At 57.3% G+C, this 17,572-nt stretch carries 19 protein-coding genes; 10 read left to right on the top strand and 9 right to left on the bottom strand.

The features are described 5' to 3' along the window. Window positions 1-2: 2 nt before the first annotated feature. From VNT00_RS08335 to VNT00_RS08360, 6 genes are all read right to left on the bottom strand, one after another. Complete coding sequence (locus tag VNT00_RS08335; RefSeq protein ID WP_414650909.1) at window positions 3-1,283, bottom strand: ABC transporter ATP-binding protein; 1,281 nt, start codon at window positions 1,281-1,283, stop codon at window positions 3-5. Between the two features lie 398 nt (window positions 1,284-1,681). Beyond that, on the bottom strand, window positions 1,682-2,500 hold the full coding sequence (locus VNT00_RS08340; RefSeq protein WP_325586363.1) for an ABC transporter permease: 819 nt from the start codon (window positions 2,498-2,500) through the stop codon (window positions 1,682-1,684). Between the two features lie 3 nt (window positions 2,501-2,503). Further along, a complete protein-coding gene (rfbC, locus tag VNT00_RS08345) occupies window positions 2,504-3,046 on the bottom strand; it encodes a dTDP-4-dehydrorhamnose 3,5-epimerase (protein ID WP_325586365.1) in 543 nt (180 codons plus the stop codon). After that, a complete protein-coding gene (gene rfbA, locus VNT00_RS08350) occupies window positions 3,047-3,928 on the bottom strand; it encodes a glucose-1-phosphate thymidylyltransferase RfbA (protein ID WP_325586366.1) in 882 nt (293 codons plus the stop codon). 3 nt (window positions 3,929-3,931) lie between these two features. Beyond that, the gene (gene rfbD / locus VNT00_RS08355; protein WP_325586368.1) at window positions 3,932-4,822 is read right to left on the bottom strand and encodes a dTDP-4-dehydrorhamnose reductase; all 891 of its coding nucleotides are present in this window, start codon (window positions 4,820-4,822) and stop codon (window positions 3,932-3,934) included. 365 nt (window positions 4,823-5,187) lie between these two features. Further along, a complete protein-coding gene (locus VNT00_RS08360) occupies window positions 5,188-6,144 on the bottom strand; it encodes a glycosyltransferase family 2 protein (RefSeq protein WP_325586370.1) in 957 nt (318 codons plus the stop codon). Window positions 6,145-6,231: 87 nt separating this feature from the next. Here VNT00_RS08360 and VNT00_RS08365 point away from each other — a divergent pair, with 87 nt between their 5' ends. Both VNT00_RS08365 and VNT00_RS08370 read left to right on the top strand, forming a co-directional pair. After that, window positions 6,232-7,611 (top strand): undecaprenyl-phosphate glucose phosphotransferase, encoded by a 1,380-nt coding sequence (locus VNT00_RS08365; protein WP_325586372.1) that lies wholly within the window; start codon window positions 6,232-6,234, stop codon window positions 7,609-7,611. 27 nt (window positions 7,612-7,638) lie between these two features. Next, window positions 7,639-8,568: a glycosyltransferase family 2 protein gene (locus VNT00_RS08370; RefSeq protein ID WP_325586374.1), complete on the top strand. Its 930-nt coding sequence runs from the start codon at window positions 7,639-7,641 to the stop codon at window positions 8,566-8,568. A 9-nt stretch (window positions 8,569-8,577) separates the two neighbouring features. On the opposite strand, the gene VNT00_RS08375 is transcribed toward VNT00_RS08370, so the two are convergent. Both VNT00_RS08375 and VNT00_RS08380 read right to left on the bottom strand, forming a co-directional pair. Then, window positions 8,578-8,862, bottom strand: a complete 285-nt coding sequence (locus VNT00_RS08375) for a HigA family addiction module antitoxin (protein WP_325586376.1) — start codon at window positions 8,860-8,862, stop codon at window positions 8,578-8,580. Between the two features lie 11 nt (window positions 8,863-8,873). Continuing rightward, window positions 8,874-9,152: a type II toxin-antitoxin system RelE/ParE family toxin gene (locus tag VNT00_RS08380; protein ID WP_325586378.1), complete on the bottom strand. Its 279-nt coding sequence runs from the start codon at window positions 9,150-9,152 to the stop codon at window positions 8,874-8,876. A 262-nt stretch (window positions 9,153-9,414) separates the two neighbouring features. Between VNT00_RS08380 and VNT00_RS08385 the strand changes: the two genes are divergently transcribed. Both VNT00_RS08385 and VNT00_RS08390 read left to right on the top strand, forming a co-directional pair. Continuing rightward, window positions 9,415-9,672, top strand: coding sequence for a type II toxin-antitoxin system Phd/YefM family antitoxin (locus VNT00_RS08385; RefSeq protein ID WP_325586380.1), 258 nt, complete (start codon window positions 9,415-9,417; stop codon window positions 9,670-9,672). An 8-nt stretch (window positions 9,673-9,680) separates the two neighbouring features. Beyond that, the gene (locus VNT00_RS08390; protein WP_325586382.1) at window positions 9,681-10,082 is read left to right on the top strand and encodes a type II toxin-antitoxin system VapC family toxin; all 402 of its coding nucleotides are present in this window, start codon (window positions 9,681-9,683) and stop codon (window positions 10,080-10,082) included. Window positions 10,083-10,206: 124 nt separating this feature from the next. On the opposite strand, the gene galE is transcribed toward VNT00_RS08390, so the two are convergent. Next, complete coding sequence (galE, locus tag VNT00_RS08395; protein ID WP_325586384.1) at window positions 10,207-11,223, bottom strand: UDP-glucose 4-epimerase GalE; 1,017 nt, start codon at window positions 11,221-11,223, stop codon at window positions 10,207-10,209. Window positions 11,224-11,344: 121 nt separating this feature from the next. On the opposite strand from galE, the gene VNT00_RS08400 reads away from it, so the two are divergent. The 6 genes from VNT00_RS08400 to VNT00_RS08425 all read left to right on the top strand — a co-directional run bounded on the left by VNT00_RS08400 (window position 11,345) and on the right by VNT00_RS08425 (window position 17,572). Then, complete coding sequence (locus tag VNT00_RS08400) at window positions 11,345-12,100, top strand: glycosyltransferase family 25 protein (protein ID WP_325586386.1); 756 nt, start codon at window positions 11,345-11,347, stop codon at window positions 12,098-12,100. A gap of 144 nt (window positions 12,101-12,244) precedes the next feature. Then, window positions 12,245-13,186 (top strand): Rpn family recombination-promoting nuclease/putative transposase, encoded by a 942-nt coding sequence (locus VNT00_RS08405; protein WP_325586387.1) that lies wholly within the window; start codon window positions 12,245-12,247, stop codon window positions 13,184-13,186. A 379-nt stretch (window positions 13,187-13,565) separates the two neighbouring features. After that, entirely contained in the window at window positions 13,566-14,405 is an 840-nt protein-coding gene (locus VNT00_RS08410; RefSeq protein ID WP_325586388.1) for an IclR family transcriptional regulator, read from the top strand. 146 nt (window positions 14,406-14,551) lie between these two features. After that, window positions 14,552-15,607 (top strand): ABC transporter substrate-binding protein, encoded by a 1,056-nt coding sequence (locus VNT00_RS08415; protein ID WP_325586390.1) that lies wholly within the window; start codon window positions 14,552-14,554, stop codon window positions 15,605-15,607. Between the two features lie 28 nt (window positions 15,608-15,635). Continuing rightward, window positions 15,636-16,715, top strand: coding sequence for an ABC transporter ATP-binding protein (locus VNT00_RS08420; RefSeq protein ID WP_325586392.1), 1,080 nt, complete (start codon window positions 15,636-15,638; stop codon window positions 16,713-16,715). Then, window positions 16,712-17,572 (top strand): ABC transporter permease, encoded by an 861-nt coding sequence (locus tag VNT00_RS08425; RefSeq protein ID WP_325586394.1) that lies wholly within the window; start codon window positions 16,712-16,714, stop codon window positions 17,570-17,572. Before VNT00_RS08420 ends, VNT00_RS08425 begins: the two co-directional genes overlap by 4 nt.

The raw sequence follows: 17,572 nt of genomic DNA on the forward strand, positions 1-17,572 counted from the left end.
ATTCATAGCCTAACTGTAATTGGTGCATATACAAAGCCAACCTGTTCCCTTGGCGACCAAAACTTCAGAGTCGAAATGGGCCTGCGCTGATCGAGTTCTTCGCGGATTTCGTCTTGTATACGAGCCAAGCCAGCATGGAGCAAATAGTCGCCGCTAGCGATAGGGAGTTTTGCACAAAACTCTACCTGTTGTAGTCCAGGAGTTAAATTTATTGGTGTAGAGGCGCAAATATTGTTGTCGCCCCAAATGTCATTTCCTTGTGTTTTGGATACAGAAACTCCCAGTACTACATCCGTAATGGGTTCACAAGCGGCCAGCTCGAAGCGAAAGACCACTTCCTCGCCCGACTTCAAGAGTGCACCATCAGAAAAAACTCTTCCATCCGCAGCCACTACGCTTAAATCTTTAATAATCGCTCGCGCTGTTCCGAACCGCTTCTCGCCAATCCTTTGGTTAATTTGTTCTGTAACCATTCTGCTCAGCGCGTTATGACTAAATACCTCTCGCGATACAGCTATATCGGGGTTGTTGACGGGAGTATCAGGTGCAAGCATGCCCTTTTCGTACGCGAGCACGGCGGCTAACACATCGGTTGTATCGGTTAAAACCTCACCCCGTTCGAGTACGACACAACGATCTGCATACTCAAGAACCGTTCCAGTGGAATGGGTCACCATTAAGATCGTAACGCCCTTTTGCTTCAGGGCTTCGATACGTTTGAAACATTTGTATTGGAAGCCAATATCACCTACCGATAGAGCCTCGTCTACGATAAGTACTTCCGGATCGACACACGCCTGAACCGCAAAAGCTAGTCGTACGTACATTCCACTTGAGTAGGTTTTGACAGGTTGCTCAATGAACTCGCCAATGTCGGCAAATGAAGCAATTTCTTGGAATTTGGCGTCAATCTCTTTTCTTGAGAGCCCTAGGACGCTACCGTTAAGATAGACGTTTTCTCTTCCACTAAACTCGGGATTAAATCCTGCTCCCAACTCTAGCAAGGCGGCGATCCGTCCTTGAGTCTCGACGGCACCTTCGGTGGGGTTTAATGTCCCACAGACCAACTGAAGCAGGGTCGACTTACCACTGCCGTTTCGGCCAAGAATCGCAATCACCTCTCCCTTCTTAATGCTCAACGATACGTTTCGTAAGGCCCAGAACTCTTTGAAATACTGTTTAGTTCCGCGAGCCAACATCTGCAGTAGACGATCTCGCGGTTTGGAATAAATCTCATATCGCTTACTTAGTCCACGGATATCGATTGCTATATTCGAGCGCATCGGCAAATCCTTGTCTGGAGTCTGGGGTTGTGTATTGTGCCCAAACCCACTCTTGTTAAAAACGAAAGCATTATCCATAAAGACAAAATAATAGCCCCCATCGATTAATGTTCAATATCTTGATTCACTGCATAAATAGAAAGGTTTGGGGCGGTTAGTGTCGAGCCCTGGCAGCGTATCTTGGTGAGGTTCACTTGGCGCTTGGTCGTTGTGACTGAATGCGCAGCCGCACGGGTTGGTTTTGGTCTGGGCGTATATTTCCTATGTCCGATTCCGGTTGCGGTCGTTCAGCGATAGTCTGCCTTGCATCATTGCAACATGCTGGCGGCGCCCCACTGCCTGATGTTCTTAGCGCTTCTCGAGCCCCTGACGGCGCACATCGCTCAAAGTTTCCGATATCAGAGGACATCGGCAAACCCCTTGCGTGTTTTCTGAAACCAGGCAAACCCTAGCCAGGCAACAATGCTGGCGACGATTAGACTAACGGACCAAAGCAGTAGGTTTGGCATCTTTCCAAAGAACAGCAAATCTCTGGCTTGTTCTATGGAAGGGGCCAAGGGGTTCAACATTAGTATGGGGCGAATCCGCTCCGGAATGGCTGTAATTGGGTAGAAAATCGGCGATAAGAACATGAGCACGGTGGTAACGATAACAACGACTTGGGATACGTCGCGCAGGTAAACCCCAAGCGATGCCAGTGCCCAGCTGATACCCATGGTAAATAGCAGTAATGGGATAATGGCAATAGGAAGAAGCAGTACTGTGCTATGCGGTACGCCAAAAAAAGCTAGGTATCCAATCAACCACACCAAGGTGCTGATCGCCGCGTGAAACAGTACCGAGCCAAGCGTAATCCAAGGCAATATTTCCAACGGGAACACCACCTTTTTTACATAGTTTACGTTGGCAAGAATTGTGGTGGGGGCCCTGTTTGCGCACTCGGCGAACACGTTGAATACGATTAGGCCCGCAAACAGGATTAGCGCAAACTCGGTTTTGGAGTCGCTGCCGGTATTCCAACGTGCTCGGAATATTATGCTGAAAACAAAGGTATATACCGCCAGCATGAATAGTGGGTTGAAGAATGACCACAGTATGCCCATTACCGAGCCGCGATAGCGCCCTATTACTTCTCGCTTGGTCATGGCGAGGATCAGGCCGCGGTTGTGCACCAGGCTGGCAATCAGTGCTTTTGGGGAAATCGAAAACTGCTGCATGAATTAGAAAACCTCGGCGCGTGTCAACGAAGTGCCCTGGGCGTCCTTTGCCGAAAGCACGGGTTCGCCCTGGATTGGCCACTGGATGTTCAATGATGTGTCATTCCAAATAATGCAGCGTTCGTGCTGTGGGGCGTAATAGTCAGTGGTTTTGTACAGGAATTCGGCCGTGTCCGACAGCACAACAAAGCCGTGGGCGAAGCCCTCCGGCACCCAAAGTTGCTTTTTGTTTTCGGCAGTCAGTATTTCGCCAACCCATTTGCCGAAGGTGGGGGAGTTTTTGCGAATATCCACCGCTACATCGAATACTTCGCCGGCAACTACTCGTACCAGCTTTCCTTGCGGCTGCTGAATCTGGTAATGCAATCCACGCAGCACATTTTTGGCTGACTTGGAATGGTTGTCTTGCGCAAAGCTTACTTTTCGGCCAATGGCTTCTTCAAATTGGGCGTGGTTGAAGCTTTCAAAGAAAAAGCCGCGATCGTCCCCGAAGACTTTGGGTTCAAAAAGAATCACGTCTGGAATGGCTAACCGAGTGGCTTTCATTTATTTGGGCTCTTTGACGATTTGCATTAGGTACTTGCCGTAGCCGTTCTTGCTCAAGGGTTTGGCCAGTTTTTTTACCTGCTCCGCATCGATCCACTTCTGGCGGAAAGCAATCTCTTCCGGACAGGCCACTTTAAGGCCCTGGCGGTTTTCCAGGGTGGCAATGAATTGGCCGGCCTCTAGCAAAGATTCGTGCGTGCCGGTATCCAGCCAGGCGTAGCCGCGGCCCATGATCTCTACATTCAATTTGCCCTGTTCCAGGTACAGGCGATTCAAGTCGGTAATTTCCAGCTCGCCACGGGGCGAGGGTTTCAGGTCTTTTGCCAGGTCTATGACCTGGTTGTCGTAGAAATACAGGCCGGTTACCGCATAGTTGGATTTGGGCTTGGCGGGTTTTTCTTCCAGCGAAAGCACTTTGCCTTCTTCATTGAATTCGGCCACTCCGTAGCGTTCTGGGTCGTGCACGTGGTAGGCGAATACGCTGGCGCCATTCTGGCGCAGCATGGCATTGCCCAGCAGCTTGTGGAAGTCGTGGCCGTAGAAAATATTGTCGCCTAGTACCAGGGCCGAAGGGTTGTTGCCGACGAAGTCTGCGCCAATAATAAAGGCTTGCGCCAGGCCGTCTGGGCTGGGCTGCACGGCGTATTGCAGGTTAAGGCCCCATTGGCTGCCGTCGCCCAATAACTGTTCAAAGCGTGGCGTGTCTTGCGGGGTGGAAATAACAAGAATGTCGCGTATGCCGGCCAGCATTAGCGTGGACAGCGGGTAGTACACCATGGGCTTGTCGTATACCGGCAGCAGTTGCTTGCTAACGGCCAGTGTGGCGGGGTGCAGGCGTGTGCCGGATCCCCCGGCCAGGATTATGCCTTTGCGTTGTGTCATGGTTTATTTCTCTAGTATTTCCGCCAGCATGCGGGCCACGCCTGTTTGCCAAGGGGGCAGGGTAAGGCCGAATGTGGATTGTAATTTACGGGTGTTAAGCCGCGAGTTTCTGGGCCGTTCGGCCGGGGTGGGGAAGGCGCTAGTGGGCACGGGTTTTATGGCATCTGCCGCCACCTTTAGTGGCATGCCGTGTTCGCGGGCCAGGTCCAGCACGAAGCGGGCATAGCCATGCCACGATGTTTCGCCGCCGGCCACCAAGTGGTACAGGCCGGCTACTTCTGGCCGGTATTGCGCTACGCGCAGGGCGTGGGCGGTAACGTCGGCCAGCAGGTCGGCCCCAGTGGGGGCGCCGATTTGGTCGTCTATTACAGTAAGTGTGTCTCGTTCTTGCCCCAGGCGCAGCATGGTCTTGGCAAAGTTGCCGCCGCGCGCGGCGTACACCCAACTGGTGCGAAAGGTCAGGTGTTGGCAGCCGGATTCTTGTATGGCGGCTTCGCTTTCGGCTTTGGTTTGGCCATACACGTTCAATGGGCTGGTGGCATCGGTTTCCACCCAGGGGGTGCTGCCGCTGCCGTCGAATACGTAGTCGGTGGAATAGTGCACCAGCCAGGCGCCCAGGCGCTTGGCCTCTGCCGCCAGCATGGCCGGGGCTTGGGTATTTAGCAGGCGGGCCAGGTCGGGCTCGCTTTCGGCTTTGTCCACGGCGGTGTGGGCGCCGGCGTTTACGATTATGTTTGGCGCAATGCTGCGCACGGCGCGCTCTACGTCGTCCAGGCGGGTATAGTCGCCGCCCGGCGTGTCGGGGCCCAGGGCTATTAGCTCACCCAGTGGGGCCAGGCTGCGCTGCAGTTCCCACCCTAGTTGGCCGTCTTTTCCTAATAGCAGTATTTTCATGCCGGGCGTTGCGTATGGTGTGGCTCAACCCAGGTTCGGCGGGGGGCGGTTTGCGCACTGGCAAGCCTCTTCGGGGCGAAGTCCAAGACGATGAGGCCGGCGCTGCCGGTCACGAATATAGCCATAAGGTTGGGTTAAGCGGGTTAAGAAAGGAAGCCTGCGGAGGGGCCTTTTGTTGCTATTGCTGTAGGCGATGCCATTGTAGAGGGAATACCCCTTTGACGCATACGCCGACGCCCCATTTTGGTGCAATGCAGCAATAAGCAGCTATTTATTGTAGCCATGTTACAACGTTGGCCCGTGCATAGGTGTGTCGAATAACTACTTGTTATAAATATAGATTAGGGCGTAGTAGTGGTTTAAAACTACAGGCGGTTCAACAGCAACGCCAGGAACATGCCCAGGTTGCCACTGGGGGTCATCCGGTACAGCCCGGCTTTTCTGAACCCAATGATGCGCGGTAGTAGCCATTGTTGCCGCGCCGCGGCGAACTGCGCCATGGTCCGGCGGTTTTCCGGGGGCATGTGCGGGGTCAGCTTTTGCAGGGCATGCAGGTGGATGTCGTTGTTGCGCTTAAGGGTGGTGCCGAACAGTTTGGCAATGCGGCTGGCCAGGGAAGGGCCGCCGGCGGTCATGCCGATTAGGTTGCCATCGTGCTGGCGGTAGCGCAGGCCGGGTTTTGGGTCGAAATGCACGGCGCCGCCGCAGGCGGTTACAACCAGGTAGGCCCACCAGTCGTGAATCACGATCTCGGTGTCCTGGCCGGCCAGGCATAGCAGGCGGCGGGCGGCGTGGTTGAACACCATGGTGTTGCCGCCGGTAATGTTTTGCATCAAGGCGTTGGCAAAGCCGGGCGGACGCGTAAAGTTGGGCGAGAGCCCTATTTCCTGGTTGTTGGCGTCCACCAGGCGGGTGCGGGTGCAATACAGCGCGGGTTTGTCGGCGCTCTGGGTTTTCAGCCAGGCCAGGGCGCGTTCCAGTTTGTCGTCTTCCCAGATATCGTCCTGGTCGGAATAGGCGTAGTAATCGGCCTGGATGTCGGGATTATGGGTCAGTGAAACAAAGTTGCGGCTCGAGCCCTGCGCGGGGCCTTGCAGTATGGTCAACTGGCCCGGCGCCCATTGGGCCTGGTAGTGGTGCAGAATGGGCAGGGTCTGGTCGGTGGATCCATCGTCCGAGGCCCAGGCCCGCCAGTTGCCATAGGTTTGGCGCGCAAAGGAATCCAGTTGTTCCGGCAGGTAGCGTTCGCCCTGGTAGGTGGCCAGCAATATGGCAACCAGGGGGGCGGTTTTGGCGGTGATGGTAGGGGCCGGGCTGTTCAAGGCGCTGGGGTAAAGTGGGGTTGGGGCGATGATAGCACCTACCCGAAAGGATACAATTCACGCAACACATTCTGCGATGACGTTTGCATGAAGCCTGTAGCCCCCTACCCCACGCTGGCCGAACGCTATCCCATAGCCTTTGGCGCGGGCGTGGTGGATTTCCTGCTGGTTGTGGCCGGCAGCTATCTTGCGTATTACCTGCGTTTCAACGACTGGTATATGTTGGACTACTACTTGGTGGCCAGCATGGTTGTCGCCCTGGTGGCGGTGGGCTGCCAGGTGCTGGTGGGCAGCTATTTGTCGTGGCGTGGGCGGCATTTCTTCAGGCAGTTGGGGCGTATCTACCTGGGCTGGCTGCTGGCCGTGGCGGTTATTGCCGTGTTGGCGGTGCTGCTGCAGGTGGCCGAAAGCTATTCGCGCATCTGGCTGGTGCTAACGGTGGTGCTGGCGTTGTTACTGGGGTCGGTGTTTCGGCTGTGTATTTTCTTGTTCCTGCGCTACACGCGGGTGCGCGGGCGCAACCTGAAGCGGGTGCTGGTTGTCGAGTCGGGCGATTCGGCGGCCAATTTGCGGGCCAGGCGTGCGCTGCTGCCCGAGCATGGCTACAAGGTGGTGCAGACCCTTCCTTTTGGGCGCAGCGAGGAATGGCTGGCGCAGGTTGGGCAGGCCGTGGCGCAAAGCGGGGCGCACGAGTTGTGGCTGTGCCTGCCGCTGGAAGAGGGGCGGTTCATCAAGTCCATCTTGCATGCGCTGCGGCTGCAGACGGTGGATATTCGCTACTTCCCGGATCTGGGCGATTTGCCCCTGCTGAACCACCGGGTGGGCGAAGTGGCGGGCTTGTATACGCTGGACCTTAGCCGCAGCCCCATGGAGGGGCCGGCGCGGCTGGTGAAGCGGGCCGAGGACCTGGTAGTGGGGGGCTTGCTTTCGGTGCTGGTGCTGCCGGTTTGCCTGGTGGTGGCGGTGGCCATTAAATGCACGTCGCGCGGGCCGGTGATTTTCAAGCAGTATCGCACGGGCATCAATGGCCGGCAGTTCAAGGTGTATAAGTTCCGGTCCATGGAGGTGCACGAAGAGGCCTCGGGCCAGGTTACCCAGGCCAGCCACGGCGACCCGCGCGTCACGCGCCTGGGGGCGTTCTTGCGCCGCACCAGCCTGGACGAACTGCCGCAGTTCTTCAATGTGCTTCAAGGCCGGATGTCGCTGGTGGGGCCGCGCCCGCATGCCCTGGCGCACAATGAATACTACAAAGAGGTGGTCGAATCGTACATGCAGCGCCACAAGGTCAAGCCGGGTATTACCGGCTGGGCGCAGGTGAACGGCTATCGCGGCGAAACCGACACGCTGGAAAAAATGGAAAAGCGGGTGGAGTACGACCTTTGGTACATCAATAACTGGTCTTTGGGGCTGGACCTGAAGATTGTTCTGCAAACCGTGTTTAAGGGTTTCTTCAATTCCCAGCCGTAAGGCGGGGGGTATCGTTGAATGCCGGGGATGGAAAATTTGCGCATCGAGGTTGTGGTTCCCACGTATAACGGCGGCGGCGTGTGGCGGGTTGCGGCGCAGGCGTTGGCCGGCGCCGTAGAGGCCAGCGGGCTGGAGATTGGCGTTTTGGTGGTGGATTCCTCTTCGCGCGATTCATCCGCGCAAGTGGCGCGGGACGCCGGGTTCCAGGTGATGGTAATCGACTCGCGCAGCTTCGACCACGGCGGCACCCGCAATATGGCGGCGTTGGAACATTGCACCGGCTGCGATGTGGTGGTGTTCTTGACGCAAGACGCCATTATGCAGGGGCCGGATTCGCTGGCCCGCCTGGTGGAAGCCTTTGCCGACCCCAGTGTGGCCGTGGCCTATGGCAGGCAGTTGCCGCATGAAAACGCCAACCCCATTGCCACGCATGCGCGCTTGTTTAATTATGGTGTTCGAAGCTATATAAGCGGGTTGGACGATAAAGCTGCCATGGGGCTGAAGGCGGTGTTCACCTCGAATGCGTTTGCCGCCTACCGTTTGTCGGTGTTTGCGGAGCTGGGCGGATTCCCGGAAAAAACCATACTCAGCGAAGACATGTACTTTGCCGCGAAGGCGGTGTCCGCCGGCTACAAAGTGGCCTACGTGGCCGAGGCCACGGTGCGCCATTCCCACAACTACACGCCGTTGGAAGAGTTCAAACGCTACTTCGACATAGGCGTTTTCCAGCGCGACGAGGCCTGGATAGGCCGGGAGTTCGGCGGCGCCGGGGGAGAGGGCAAGCGGTTCCTGGTCTCCGAGGCGCGTTATTTATTGACGAAAGCGCCGCTGTGGCTGCCCAGAGCCTGGGTGCATGATTTTCTGAAGATTGTTGGGTACAAGCTGGGCAAGAACTACCAGCGGTTGCCTATGAGGCTAAGGCGCGGGTTCAGTATGAATGGGAAGCATTGGGGGTAGGGGGGCACGTTAAGCCGCTTCTTGAATCATGCGTACTGGGGGCTGCTTGTGCTGCATGGCACGCCATAGGTCGTAGTTCGTTTGCAGATTCATCCAGAAGCGCGCGGTGCTTACGCCGGCGGCTTCCAGCCTGATTGCCAGGTCGGGGCTAATTCCAGCATGGCCGTTTAATACCCGTGAGAGCGCGGGCCGGGACATGCTTAGCCTTTCCGCAGCATCGCTAACAGACAGCTCCAAGGGCTCAAAAACCATTTCGCGCAGCATTTCGCCTGGATGGGGGTGATGATGAATCATGAGGTGTTCCTTCAATGGTAGTCTTGGTAATCCACGAGTTCGACATTCGCCCCGGCAAAACGAAATGTCACGCGCCAATTACCGTTTACCGATACAGACCAATGGCCGTTCAAATTGCCTTGCAGTTGATGCAATTGCAATTTAGGCAGATTCAGCTCGACCGGTGTTTGGGCTGCGTCCAATAGCGCGAGGATCATGGTGAGTTTTTTTGCGTGTGCAGCCTGAATACCGCTTTTTGACCCCGTTTCATAGAACAATTTCAGCCCTTTATGGCAAAAACCAATAATCATGTCAGCATATTTAAGGCGGGTTTATATGGGGTTGGCGTTTCTGTAGTGCGGTGCGCAAGCCTGTGAACGTTGCTTGTTGGGTTATTTCATTGGGTTGATCGTAGTAGCATGATCATTGTATGCCGTAACGGCACGAGGCACAATACCCATTGCGATACTGCTGCTGCCTGAGAGCGATGTCACGTACGGATTTCTAATGTCAGCTTGGCTATTCGTCTTGATTGATATTAAACTAGTCAGATGACTGGTTATTGGGGTAAAAATGAAAACCTGGCCTGTACAAGACGCGAAAGCGCGTTTCAGTGAGTTTCTTGATGCTTGCCTTGCCGATGGGCCGCAAATGGTTACGCGCCGTGGCAATGAAGAGGCGGTATTGGTGCCGGTTGCTGAATGGCGGCGGCTGCAGGCGGCGGCTCGACCATCGCTTAAACAGTTGCTGCTCTCGGATGAAGCGCGCACCGAATACCTGGCGCCACCGCGTAGAGCGATCCGGCGGCGGCGTGTTGAGCCGATTCGTTAGGTAGTGTCATGTATCTGCTGGATACCAACGTTATCTCGGAGCTGCGTCGGCCCCGGCCACATGGTGCCGTGGTTGCCTGGCTGCAGACGGTGGATGAAAACGATTTATATTTGTCGGCCGTGACCTTGGGAGAGATTCAAGCGGGCATCGAGTTGACCCGTGACCAGGATCCCGCCAAAGCGGACGAGATCACGCGGTGGGCCGATTTGGTTGCGGGTACGTATAACGTGTTGCCTATGGAAGCTGAAACTTTCCGGCTTTGGGCACGGCTTATGCATGGCCGTTCCGACACCTTGTACGAAGATGCCATGATCGCTGCAACCGCGAAGCAGCACATGCTTACCGTAGTCACCCGCAACGTGGGCGACTTCATGCACTTTGGTGTAGAGGTTTTTAACCCGTTTGAATAATGCTTGTTTTGAGCTAGTTGAACGATTCCACGGTGTGCTGCACGATTTCCATATACCACGGCACGGGGATGGGATCGGCTGGCTGGCATGTCCAGGTGCCGTTTGGCGCATGGCCATTGGCGGGCTAGTCTTTGACTGATTGCCGCATTTCCCAGCGCCAGGCGTCTTCGCACATTTCCTTTATGCCCTTGCCGGCTTTCCAGCCCAGCTTTTGTTCCGCAAACGTGGTGTCGGCCCAGCACGAGGCAATGTCGCCGGCGCGGCGGCCGGTTATTTCGTAGGCCACGGGCCGGCCGCTGGCGGCTTCGAAAGCGCGCACCATGTCCAGCACCGAATAGCCTTCGCCGGTGCCCAGGTTTACCGTCAGCATGTCTTGCTGGGCGGCTTCGCAGTAGCGTAGCGCGGCCAGGTGGCCTTCGGCCAGGTCCATAACGTGAATGTAGTCGCGCACGCCCGTGCCGTCGGGGGTGTCGTAGTCGTTGCCGAATACGTGCAGTTTTTCGCGCTGGCCGGTGGCCACCTGCGCCACATAGGGCATAAGATTATTGGGCACGCCTTGCGGGGCTTCGCCGATCAGGCCGCTGGGGTGCGCGCCCACCGGGTTGAAATAGCGCAGGCGCGCAATGCGCCAGCCTGGCTCGCTGTTGTACAGGTTTTCCAGAATGTCTTCGACCACCAGCTTGGTGTGGCCATAGGGGTTGGTGGCGCTGCGCGAATGGTGTTCCGGTATGGGCAGGATGGAAGGCTCGCCGTAGACCGTGGCGGAAGATGAAAATATGAATGTGCGCACGTCGGCGCGCTGCATGGCGCTTAGCAGTTGCACGCTGCCGTTGATGTTGTTGTCGTAATAGCTTAGGGGGACTTGGGTGGATTCGCCCACCGCCTTCAGCCCCGCAAAGTGCATGACGGCGCTTATGCTATGGCTGGCGAATACGCCGTCCAGCGTTTGGGCGTCGCGGATATCGCCCTGGATAAACGTGGGTGGTGTACCGGTAATGCGCTCGATGCGGTCGAGTACCGAGCGCGCGCTGTTGCACAGGTTGTCCAGAATGACGACCTGGTAGCCGGCTTGCTGCAGCACTACTGTGGCATGGCTGCCGATAAAGCCGGCGCCGCCGGTAACCAGGATGGAGGTATTCATGAATGGGAGAGTGGATTTCATCAAGTTACAATGTCGACGCTTGGTATGCTGGGTGATTCTTGCTTAATATTTATGTGCCGAATCGCTTAGGCCGAACATAACAATTACGCGGAACGTTGTGATGAATTATAAGGAAGTCCCCATTCAAACCGGGGCCTGGGGTTTGGATGGCATTTGCATTGTAAACGTCAAGACGTTTACCGAAAGGCGCGCGCATATCGAAGGTGAGCTGCGGCGTTTTGGGTTGGTGGGCGAGCTGGTGCTGGAACACGACGCCAACGAAATCACGCCCGAGCTCGATGACCGGTATTACCTGCCCAACCCCCAGCTTACCAATGGCCATAAGTCCTGTGGACTGAAGCACGTTGCCATTATGCAAAGAGTCGTGGCACGGGGCTGGCGGTATTGCCTGGTGCTGGAAGACGACGCCATTTTGCACCGCGACTTCAAGCAGGGCGTCGAGAACGCGCTGCGCGAGCTGAAACGCGATTACGCCAACACCCCCGCCGTGGCGTTCATTGGCTGCGGCGGCAACTGGTACACGCCGCGCAGCCAGCGCAAAAAAGGGCAGCACCTATACCCCGCGCGCAAAGGGCGCTTTACCGATTCATACATCATCAACGCCGAAGCGGCGCAACAGCGCCTGGACTGGATCGCCCGCAACAAAATGCGCAACGCCATCGACAACGCGTTCGACATCATGGACACGGAGCTGGGCATCCAAATGCTGTGGCTGGAGCCCACCGTGGTCGAGCAGGGCACCAAGCGTGGCCTGTTCGATTCTACCCTGGAAGGCCGCTGGCCTTCCGCCATTCAAGGGTTCCTGCATGCCTGGGAAAAGTTTCGCCGCAAATATTTGTACCAGTTGTGGCGGTAGAGGAAAGCTGTTTTGCGGGTCAGCCCACTTTCTTTGTCGCCGATGCCGTAGTTTTGCGCAGTGATATTTGCATTCACTGGGTGGGGTGGCGGGGCTGGTTCTTTCTTCTTATAGTGCTTGCATTCATTACGCGTAGGATCCGGCATGAACAAGCACGACGCCAGCTACCGCCTGTTGTTTCACAACCCGCATCTGGTACGGGGCTTGTTCCAGGGCATTGTGCGCGGCCCGTGGCTTAGCACTCTGGATTGGGAAGGCCTGCAGGCGCTGCCCACCGATTACATCTCCGACAAGCTGCGCCAGCGCCAGGGCGATTGCGTCTGGCGCATTCCGCGCCGGGACGGGCAGGCGTTGTTTTTGCTGTTGATGCTGGAGCATCAGTCGAACAACGACCATGCCATGGCGCTGCGCATGCTGACCTACCGGGGCTTGCTGTACGAAACGCTGTTGCGGCGCGAGCCGGGCTTGTCGCCCACGGCCTTGCCGGCCGTGCTGCCGCTGGTGCTGTACAGCGGCGTGCCGCGCTGGAGCGCTGCGTTGGACGTGGGCGATCTCATTGAACCCGCGCCGCCGGGGTTGCAGGCGTATCAGCCTACGTTGCGGTATTTATTGCTGGATGAAGGGCAACTGGTGGAACAAGGCGGCTTGCCCGGCGATAACTTGGCGGCGCTGCTGTTTCGCCTGGAGCACAACCGGGGCCTGGAGGATGTACAAAACCTCATTCAAACCGTGTATAACTGTACCGAAGGGCCGCAATACCGCGAACTGCGCCGCGCATTCGTAAGCTGGACGCGCCACGTGCTGCTGCCGCGGGCCTTGCCGCAGGTGCAGGTGCCGCCCGTGGACGATTTACTGGAGATTACCGATATGTTGGCAGATCAATCACGATCGTGGACACATCAGTGGAAAATGGAAGGGATACAGGAGGGCGAGGTGGCTGTGTTGCTGCGCTTGTTGACGCGCAAGTTTGGCGTACTTCCCGAGCCTATTGAGAAGCGCGTACGGGGTGCAACCACGGCGCAATTGGAAACCTGGTCGCTGAATATTCTGGATGCTGAAACTTTGGAAGAGGTCTTCCTCGGCTAAATCGTTCGAACTAGTCGAATGATTCCGCGGTGTGTTGCACGATTTCCATATGCCACGGGCCGGCCGCTGGCGGCTTCGAAGGCGCGCACCATGTCCAGCACCGAATAGCCTTCGCCCGTGATTTGTATCAGTTGTGGCGGTAGAGGAAAGCCATTTCATGTCTCCATGGAAGGCGGGATAAGCCGCTTTCATCTGCCCCGGTTCGAAGCCGGGGCTTTTGTTTTGGATCTGGAGATTCTTGGGTTCGAAAGAAGCCGTCGGTGCTGATCGTCATGGAAAACCCCGTATTGACGCTTTGCGGCTTGCCGCATAGACTTTTCTTATATTCTGAATGTATTCATCAATGCTGAATAAAAATAGGAATCGAGGTCCATCGATCATGAAACTGGCTGAGTCATTGTCCGAAGAAAACACCAAAGGGCGCATCAAGGCGGTCGGCAAAGTGTTTGAAATCTTGAACGCTTTGGCTGCCATCGGCGCGCCGTGCCGCTTGTCGGTGCTTTCCCGCCACCTGGGCATGCCGGCGAATGTGCTCCGGTCCTATCTTGTCAATCTGCGCGACCTGGGCATGGTGAATCAAAACGTCGCGACGGGGCTTTACGACCTCGGGCCGGCTTTGGTGCCCCTTGGCATGGCGGCTTTGCGCCGCTTCGATTTGATGAAAGTGGCCCAGCCTTTGATGGAAGAGCTTGGCGAAGGCTTGAATGAGCCGGTCACGCTTCTGACCTGGGGCGACCGTGGGCCGATAGCCATACACAGTGTCGAGCGGTATCGGAACTTTCCGTACGAGGTGAAGATCGGTTCGCTGGTAAGCGTAACGGCCACGGCGGCGGGCCGCTGTTTTCTGGCGCATCTTCCGTTCGACCGGTGGGAAGATCTTGTCGCCAAGGAACGCCAGGAGCGCGGCGCCGTTGTGCCTGGCGATGCCGAACTGAAGATGGAGCTGGAAAAAATACGCCGTTCCGGCCTGGCCACCCGCCGCGATCTGCTGGCAACGCGGGAAGGGCTCGGGCCGCTTCAAATAAAGGTTCTGGCCGCGCCCGTGTTCGGGGCGGACGGAAAGATGGTGGCGGCTTTGGCCATCATCAGCCAGGATCCCGCTTTCGAGCTGGATGGCGCTGGCCGGCAGGCGACGGCGTTGACCGATGTGACGCGGCGGATTTCCGGGCAGCTTGGCTATCGGGCGCCAGATAGCGGAAAAGGGGGCGGCGCGGCATGATCCGCCCCGAGGGTTTCATTCGATAAATTGCGGACGAGGCCGGCATTGAGGCCGCTTTCGGTCTTTTCAATGGCGTTGGCCGCGACGATTGCAGCGTAGTACCACAGTTGTATACCCGGATTCTTAATCTTAAGAGAGGATACATCATGAAATGGAACACATCGTTGAGTCGCATAGTTGGCGTGGTTTCGCTAAGCGTCATGGGCATGGGCTCGGTTCTTGCGGCCGAAATCACCATGGCCACCTGGGGCGGAATCTACGGCGAGACGTTTAAAAAGGTTCTGGCCGAGCCGTTCGAGAAGGAAACCGGCATCAAGGTAAATTTGATCTATGGCAATTCGCTGTCCAACTATCAGAAGCTGGTTGCGCAGAAGCAGAAGCCTCAGATCGACATCGTTACGTTGGGCTCGGACGTGGCAACCCAAGGGTACCAGGATGGGCTGTTTCAAGCCTTGGATCCCAAGGAGTTTCCCGAGGTCAATCTGGAGAAGGACCGTGGCGTCCGTTACGTGGAAGGCAAGCAGTTGCCGTTTCTGCCCTTTTTCCTGCTGAGCTACGGCATTCTTTACCGCACGGATCTGGTTCCTTTCGAAATCACTTCGTGGAACGATCTATGGGACCCTCGTCTCAAGAACAAGGTCGGGGTTTCTTCCCCCAGGCATGCCGGCGGCGCCTTCCTTCTTATGATGAACAAGCTGGCGGGCGGCACGGAAAGCAATGTGGCGCCGGGCTTGGCGAAAGTCAAGACGCTGGGCAAGAACCTTTTGCTCGTGGCGGATGGCGATGCGCAGCAGATCCAGCTTATTACGCAGGGCGAGGTATGGGCGCAGACCGTGGTAAGCGGCGCGGTGTCGGGGCCTATCGAGAAGGGGCTGAAGGCGCGGTACGTTGTGCCCAAAGAGGGGGCGGTGGGCATCCTGGACGTGCTTGGGCTTGTGAAGAACGCGCCCAACTCCGAGGACGCGAAAAAGTTCCTGCGCTATGTGCTTGCGCCGCAGCGGCTTGAGCGTATTGTGAATGCGCTTTATGTCATGCCCACCAACCCCGATGTGCCCATCGACGCCAAAGTGGTCAGCATCGTCGGAGGAACGCGCGAAGACCTCAAGCGGCTGGTGTTCTTCGACGAAAAGGCGCAGACGAAGAATCGCGCCGAATGGATCGAGGAATGGGACAAGGAAATCCTGCCCATGACCAAGCGCTGACCCTGTGAACCGTTTGTCAGGCATGATTATGTCCAGTCCAGATACGCTGCTGTCGCTACGGTCGGTGGAGATCGCCTACGGCAATGTGGTGGCGTTGCGGCCGTCGTCCTTCGATGTGCGTGAGGGCGAGTTCGTGACGCTGCTGGGGCCAAGCGGCAGCGGAAAGACGTCGCTGCTGCGAGCCATTGCGGGCTTTTTGCAGCCGTCCGGCGGTACGATCAGCCTTCGAGGCGTTTCGCTGTCGGGCGTGCCTCCTCACAAGCGCAACATCGGCCTGGTCTTCCAGAACTATGCGCTCTTTCCGCATCTCAACGTCGAGCAGAACATTGCCTTCGGGCTGGAGATGCGCAAGCTTCCCGAAACGGAGATGCGCAGCCGCATCGCCGACGTATTGCGCTACGTGCAGCTCGAAAACCTGGGGAAGCGCCGTATTCACGAGCTTTCCGGAGGGCAGCAGCAGCGCATCGCAATCGCCAGGGCTTTGGCGATTCGGCCGGATCTTCTGCTGCTGGACGAGCCCATGTCGAATCTCGACGCGCAACTGCGCACTTCCATGCAGGGAGAGCTGCGAGCCTTGCTGCGCGATGCGGGCGTGACCGCCATCTACGTTACGCACAATCAAGAAGAGGCGTTGTCGATGTCCGACCGCATCGTCGTCATGTCCAGCGGCGAGATCCGGCAAATCGGCGCGCCTTCTGAAATCTACAGCCAACCGCGCGACACCTTCGTGGCGAGTTTCGTCGGGCAGTCGAATATCTTCCGGGCCAGCATCGGCGCATGCACTGGAGAGCGGTGCGTGGCGCGGGCGGAGTGGGGCGGGGACGTGGAGCTGGCCGCCAACGGATTGCCGGCCGAAATCTTCGCCATGATCCGTCCCGAACGGATTCGCATCCAGGCGGATGGCGGCTCGGAAAAAACCAATTCGGTGGAAGGCCGTATCAGCCATGTGAGTTACCTTGGCAATCACCAGATGGTGAAGGTGGCCGTGCCGGGCTATTCGTTCATTGTCGCTCAGCCGGCCAACGAAGGCGGTGCGCAAGCCATGGCCGGGCAAAGAGTCTGGCTGCAGTGGCCGGCCGACGCGGTGGTTCCAGTGAGGCCGGCATGATTTCTTCCTGGCCTCAGCAAGCGAGTAAATCCATTCAGCGCAGCCTGTTGATATGGCCCGCGCTGATTCTGACGGCGTTCTTCTGCATTTCCCTTGCGGGGCTGCTGGCTGCGAGCTTCCAGGCGGCTGGCGGAGGCCATGGGTATACGCTGGCGCATTACGTGCGGGTTCTGACGGAGCCGCTCTACCTGGATCAGCTTGTCGCGACGTTGCGGATTGGTTTCATTACGGTATTGATCGGATTGCTGCTGGCCTTGCCCATTGCCTTCTGGGTGGTCAGGACCAAGCGCAACTGGGTGCGGGCGGCTCTGATCATGTGCGTGACGGTGCCGTTCCTGACCAGTATGATCGTTCGCCTTTACGCGTTGACCATCATTCTGGCCAACACCGGCCTGGTCAATCAGTTTCTGCGCTGGATCGGGTGGGTGCCGCAAGATGGATTCCTGCCGCTTTTGCGCCATGAGCCTGGAGTCATCATCGGCACGACGGCGTTTGTCCTGCCTTTCATGATCTTCATGTTGATAGGCAGTTTCCGGCGCATGGACGGCACGCTCGAAGAGGCGGCCGCCAGCCTCGGAGCCAATGAATTCAAGGTTTTCTTTCGCGTCACGCTGCCGTTGCTGACGCCGGGCATCGTCAGCGCCATGTCATTGGGCTTCGTGCTGGCCAGCGTGGCCTTTTCCAGCCCGCTGATATTGGGCGGCGGCAGCGTGAACATGGTGGCCAACGCCATCTACAGCGAGGCCGTCCAAGTTCTGGATCGGGGCACCGCCGCCACGTTGGCGGTTCTGTCGCTGGCCGTCACCGCCCTCATTCTTTACTGGGCGCGCCGCTTCGAATTCCGGTCGGGAGGCTAG

Origin of the sequence: Eoetvoesiella sp. (assembly GCF_035555955.1) — a bacterium.
Taxonomy (GTDB): Bacteria; Pseudomonadota; Gammaproteobacteria; order Burkholderiales; family Burkholderiaceae_B; genus Eoetvoesia.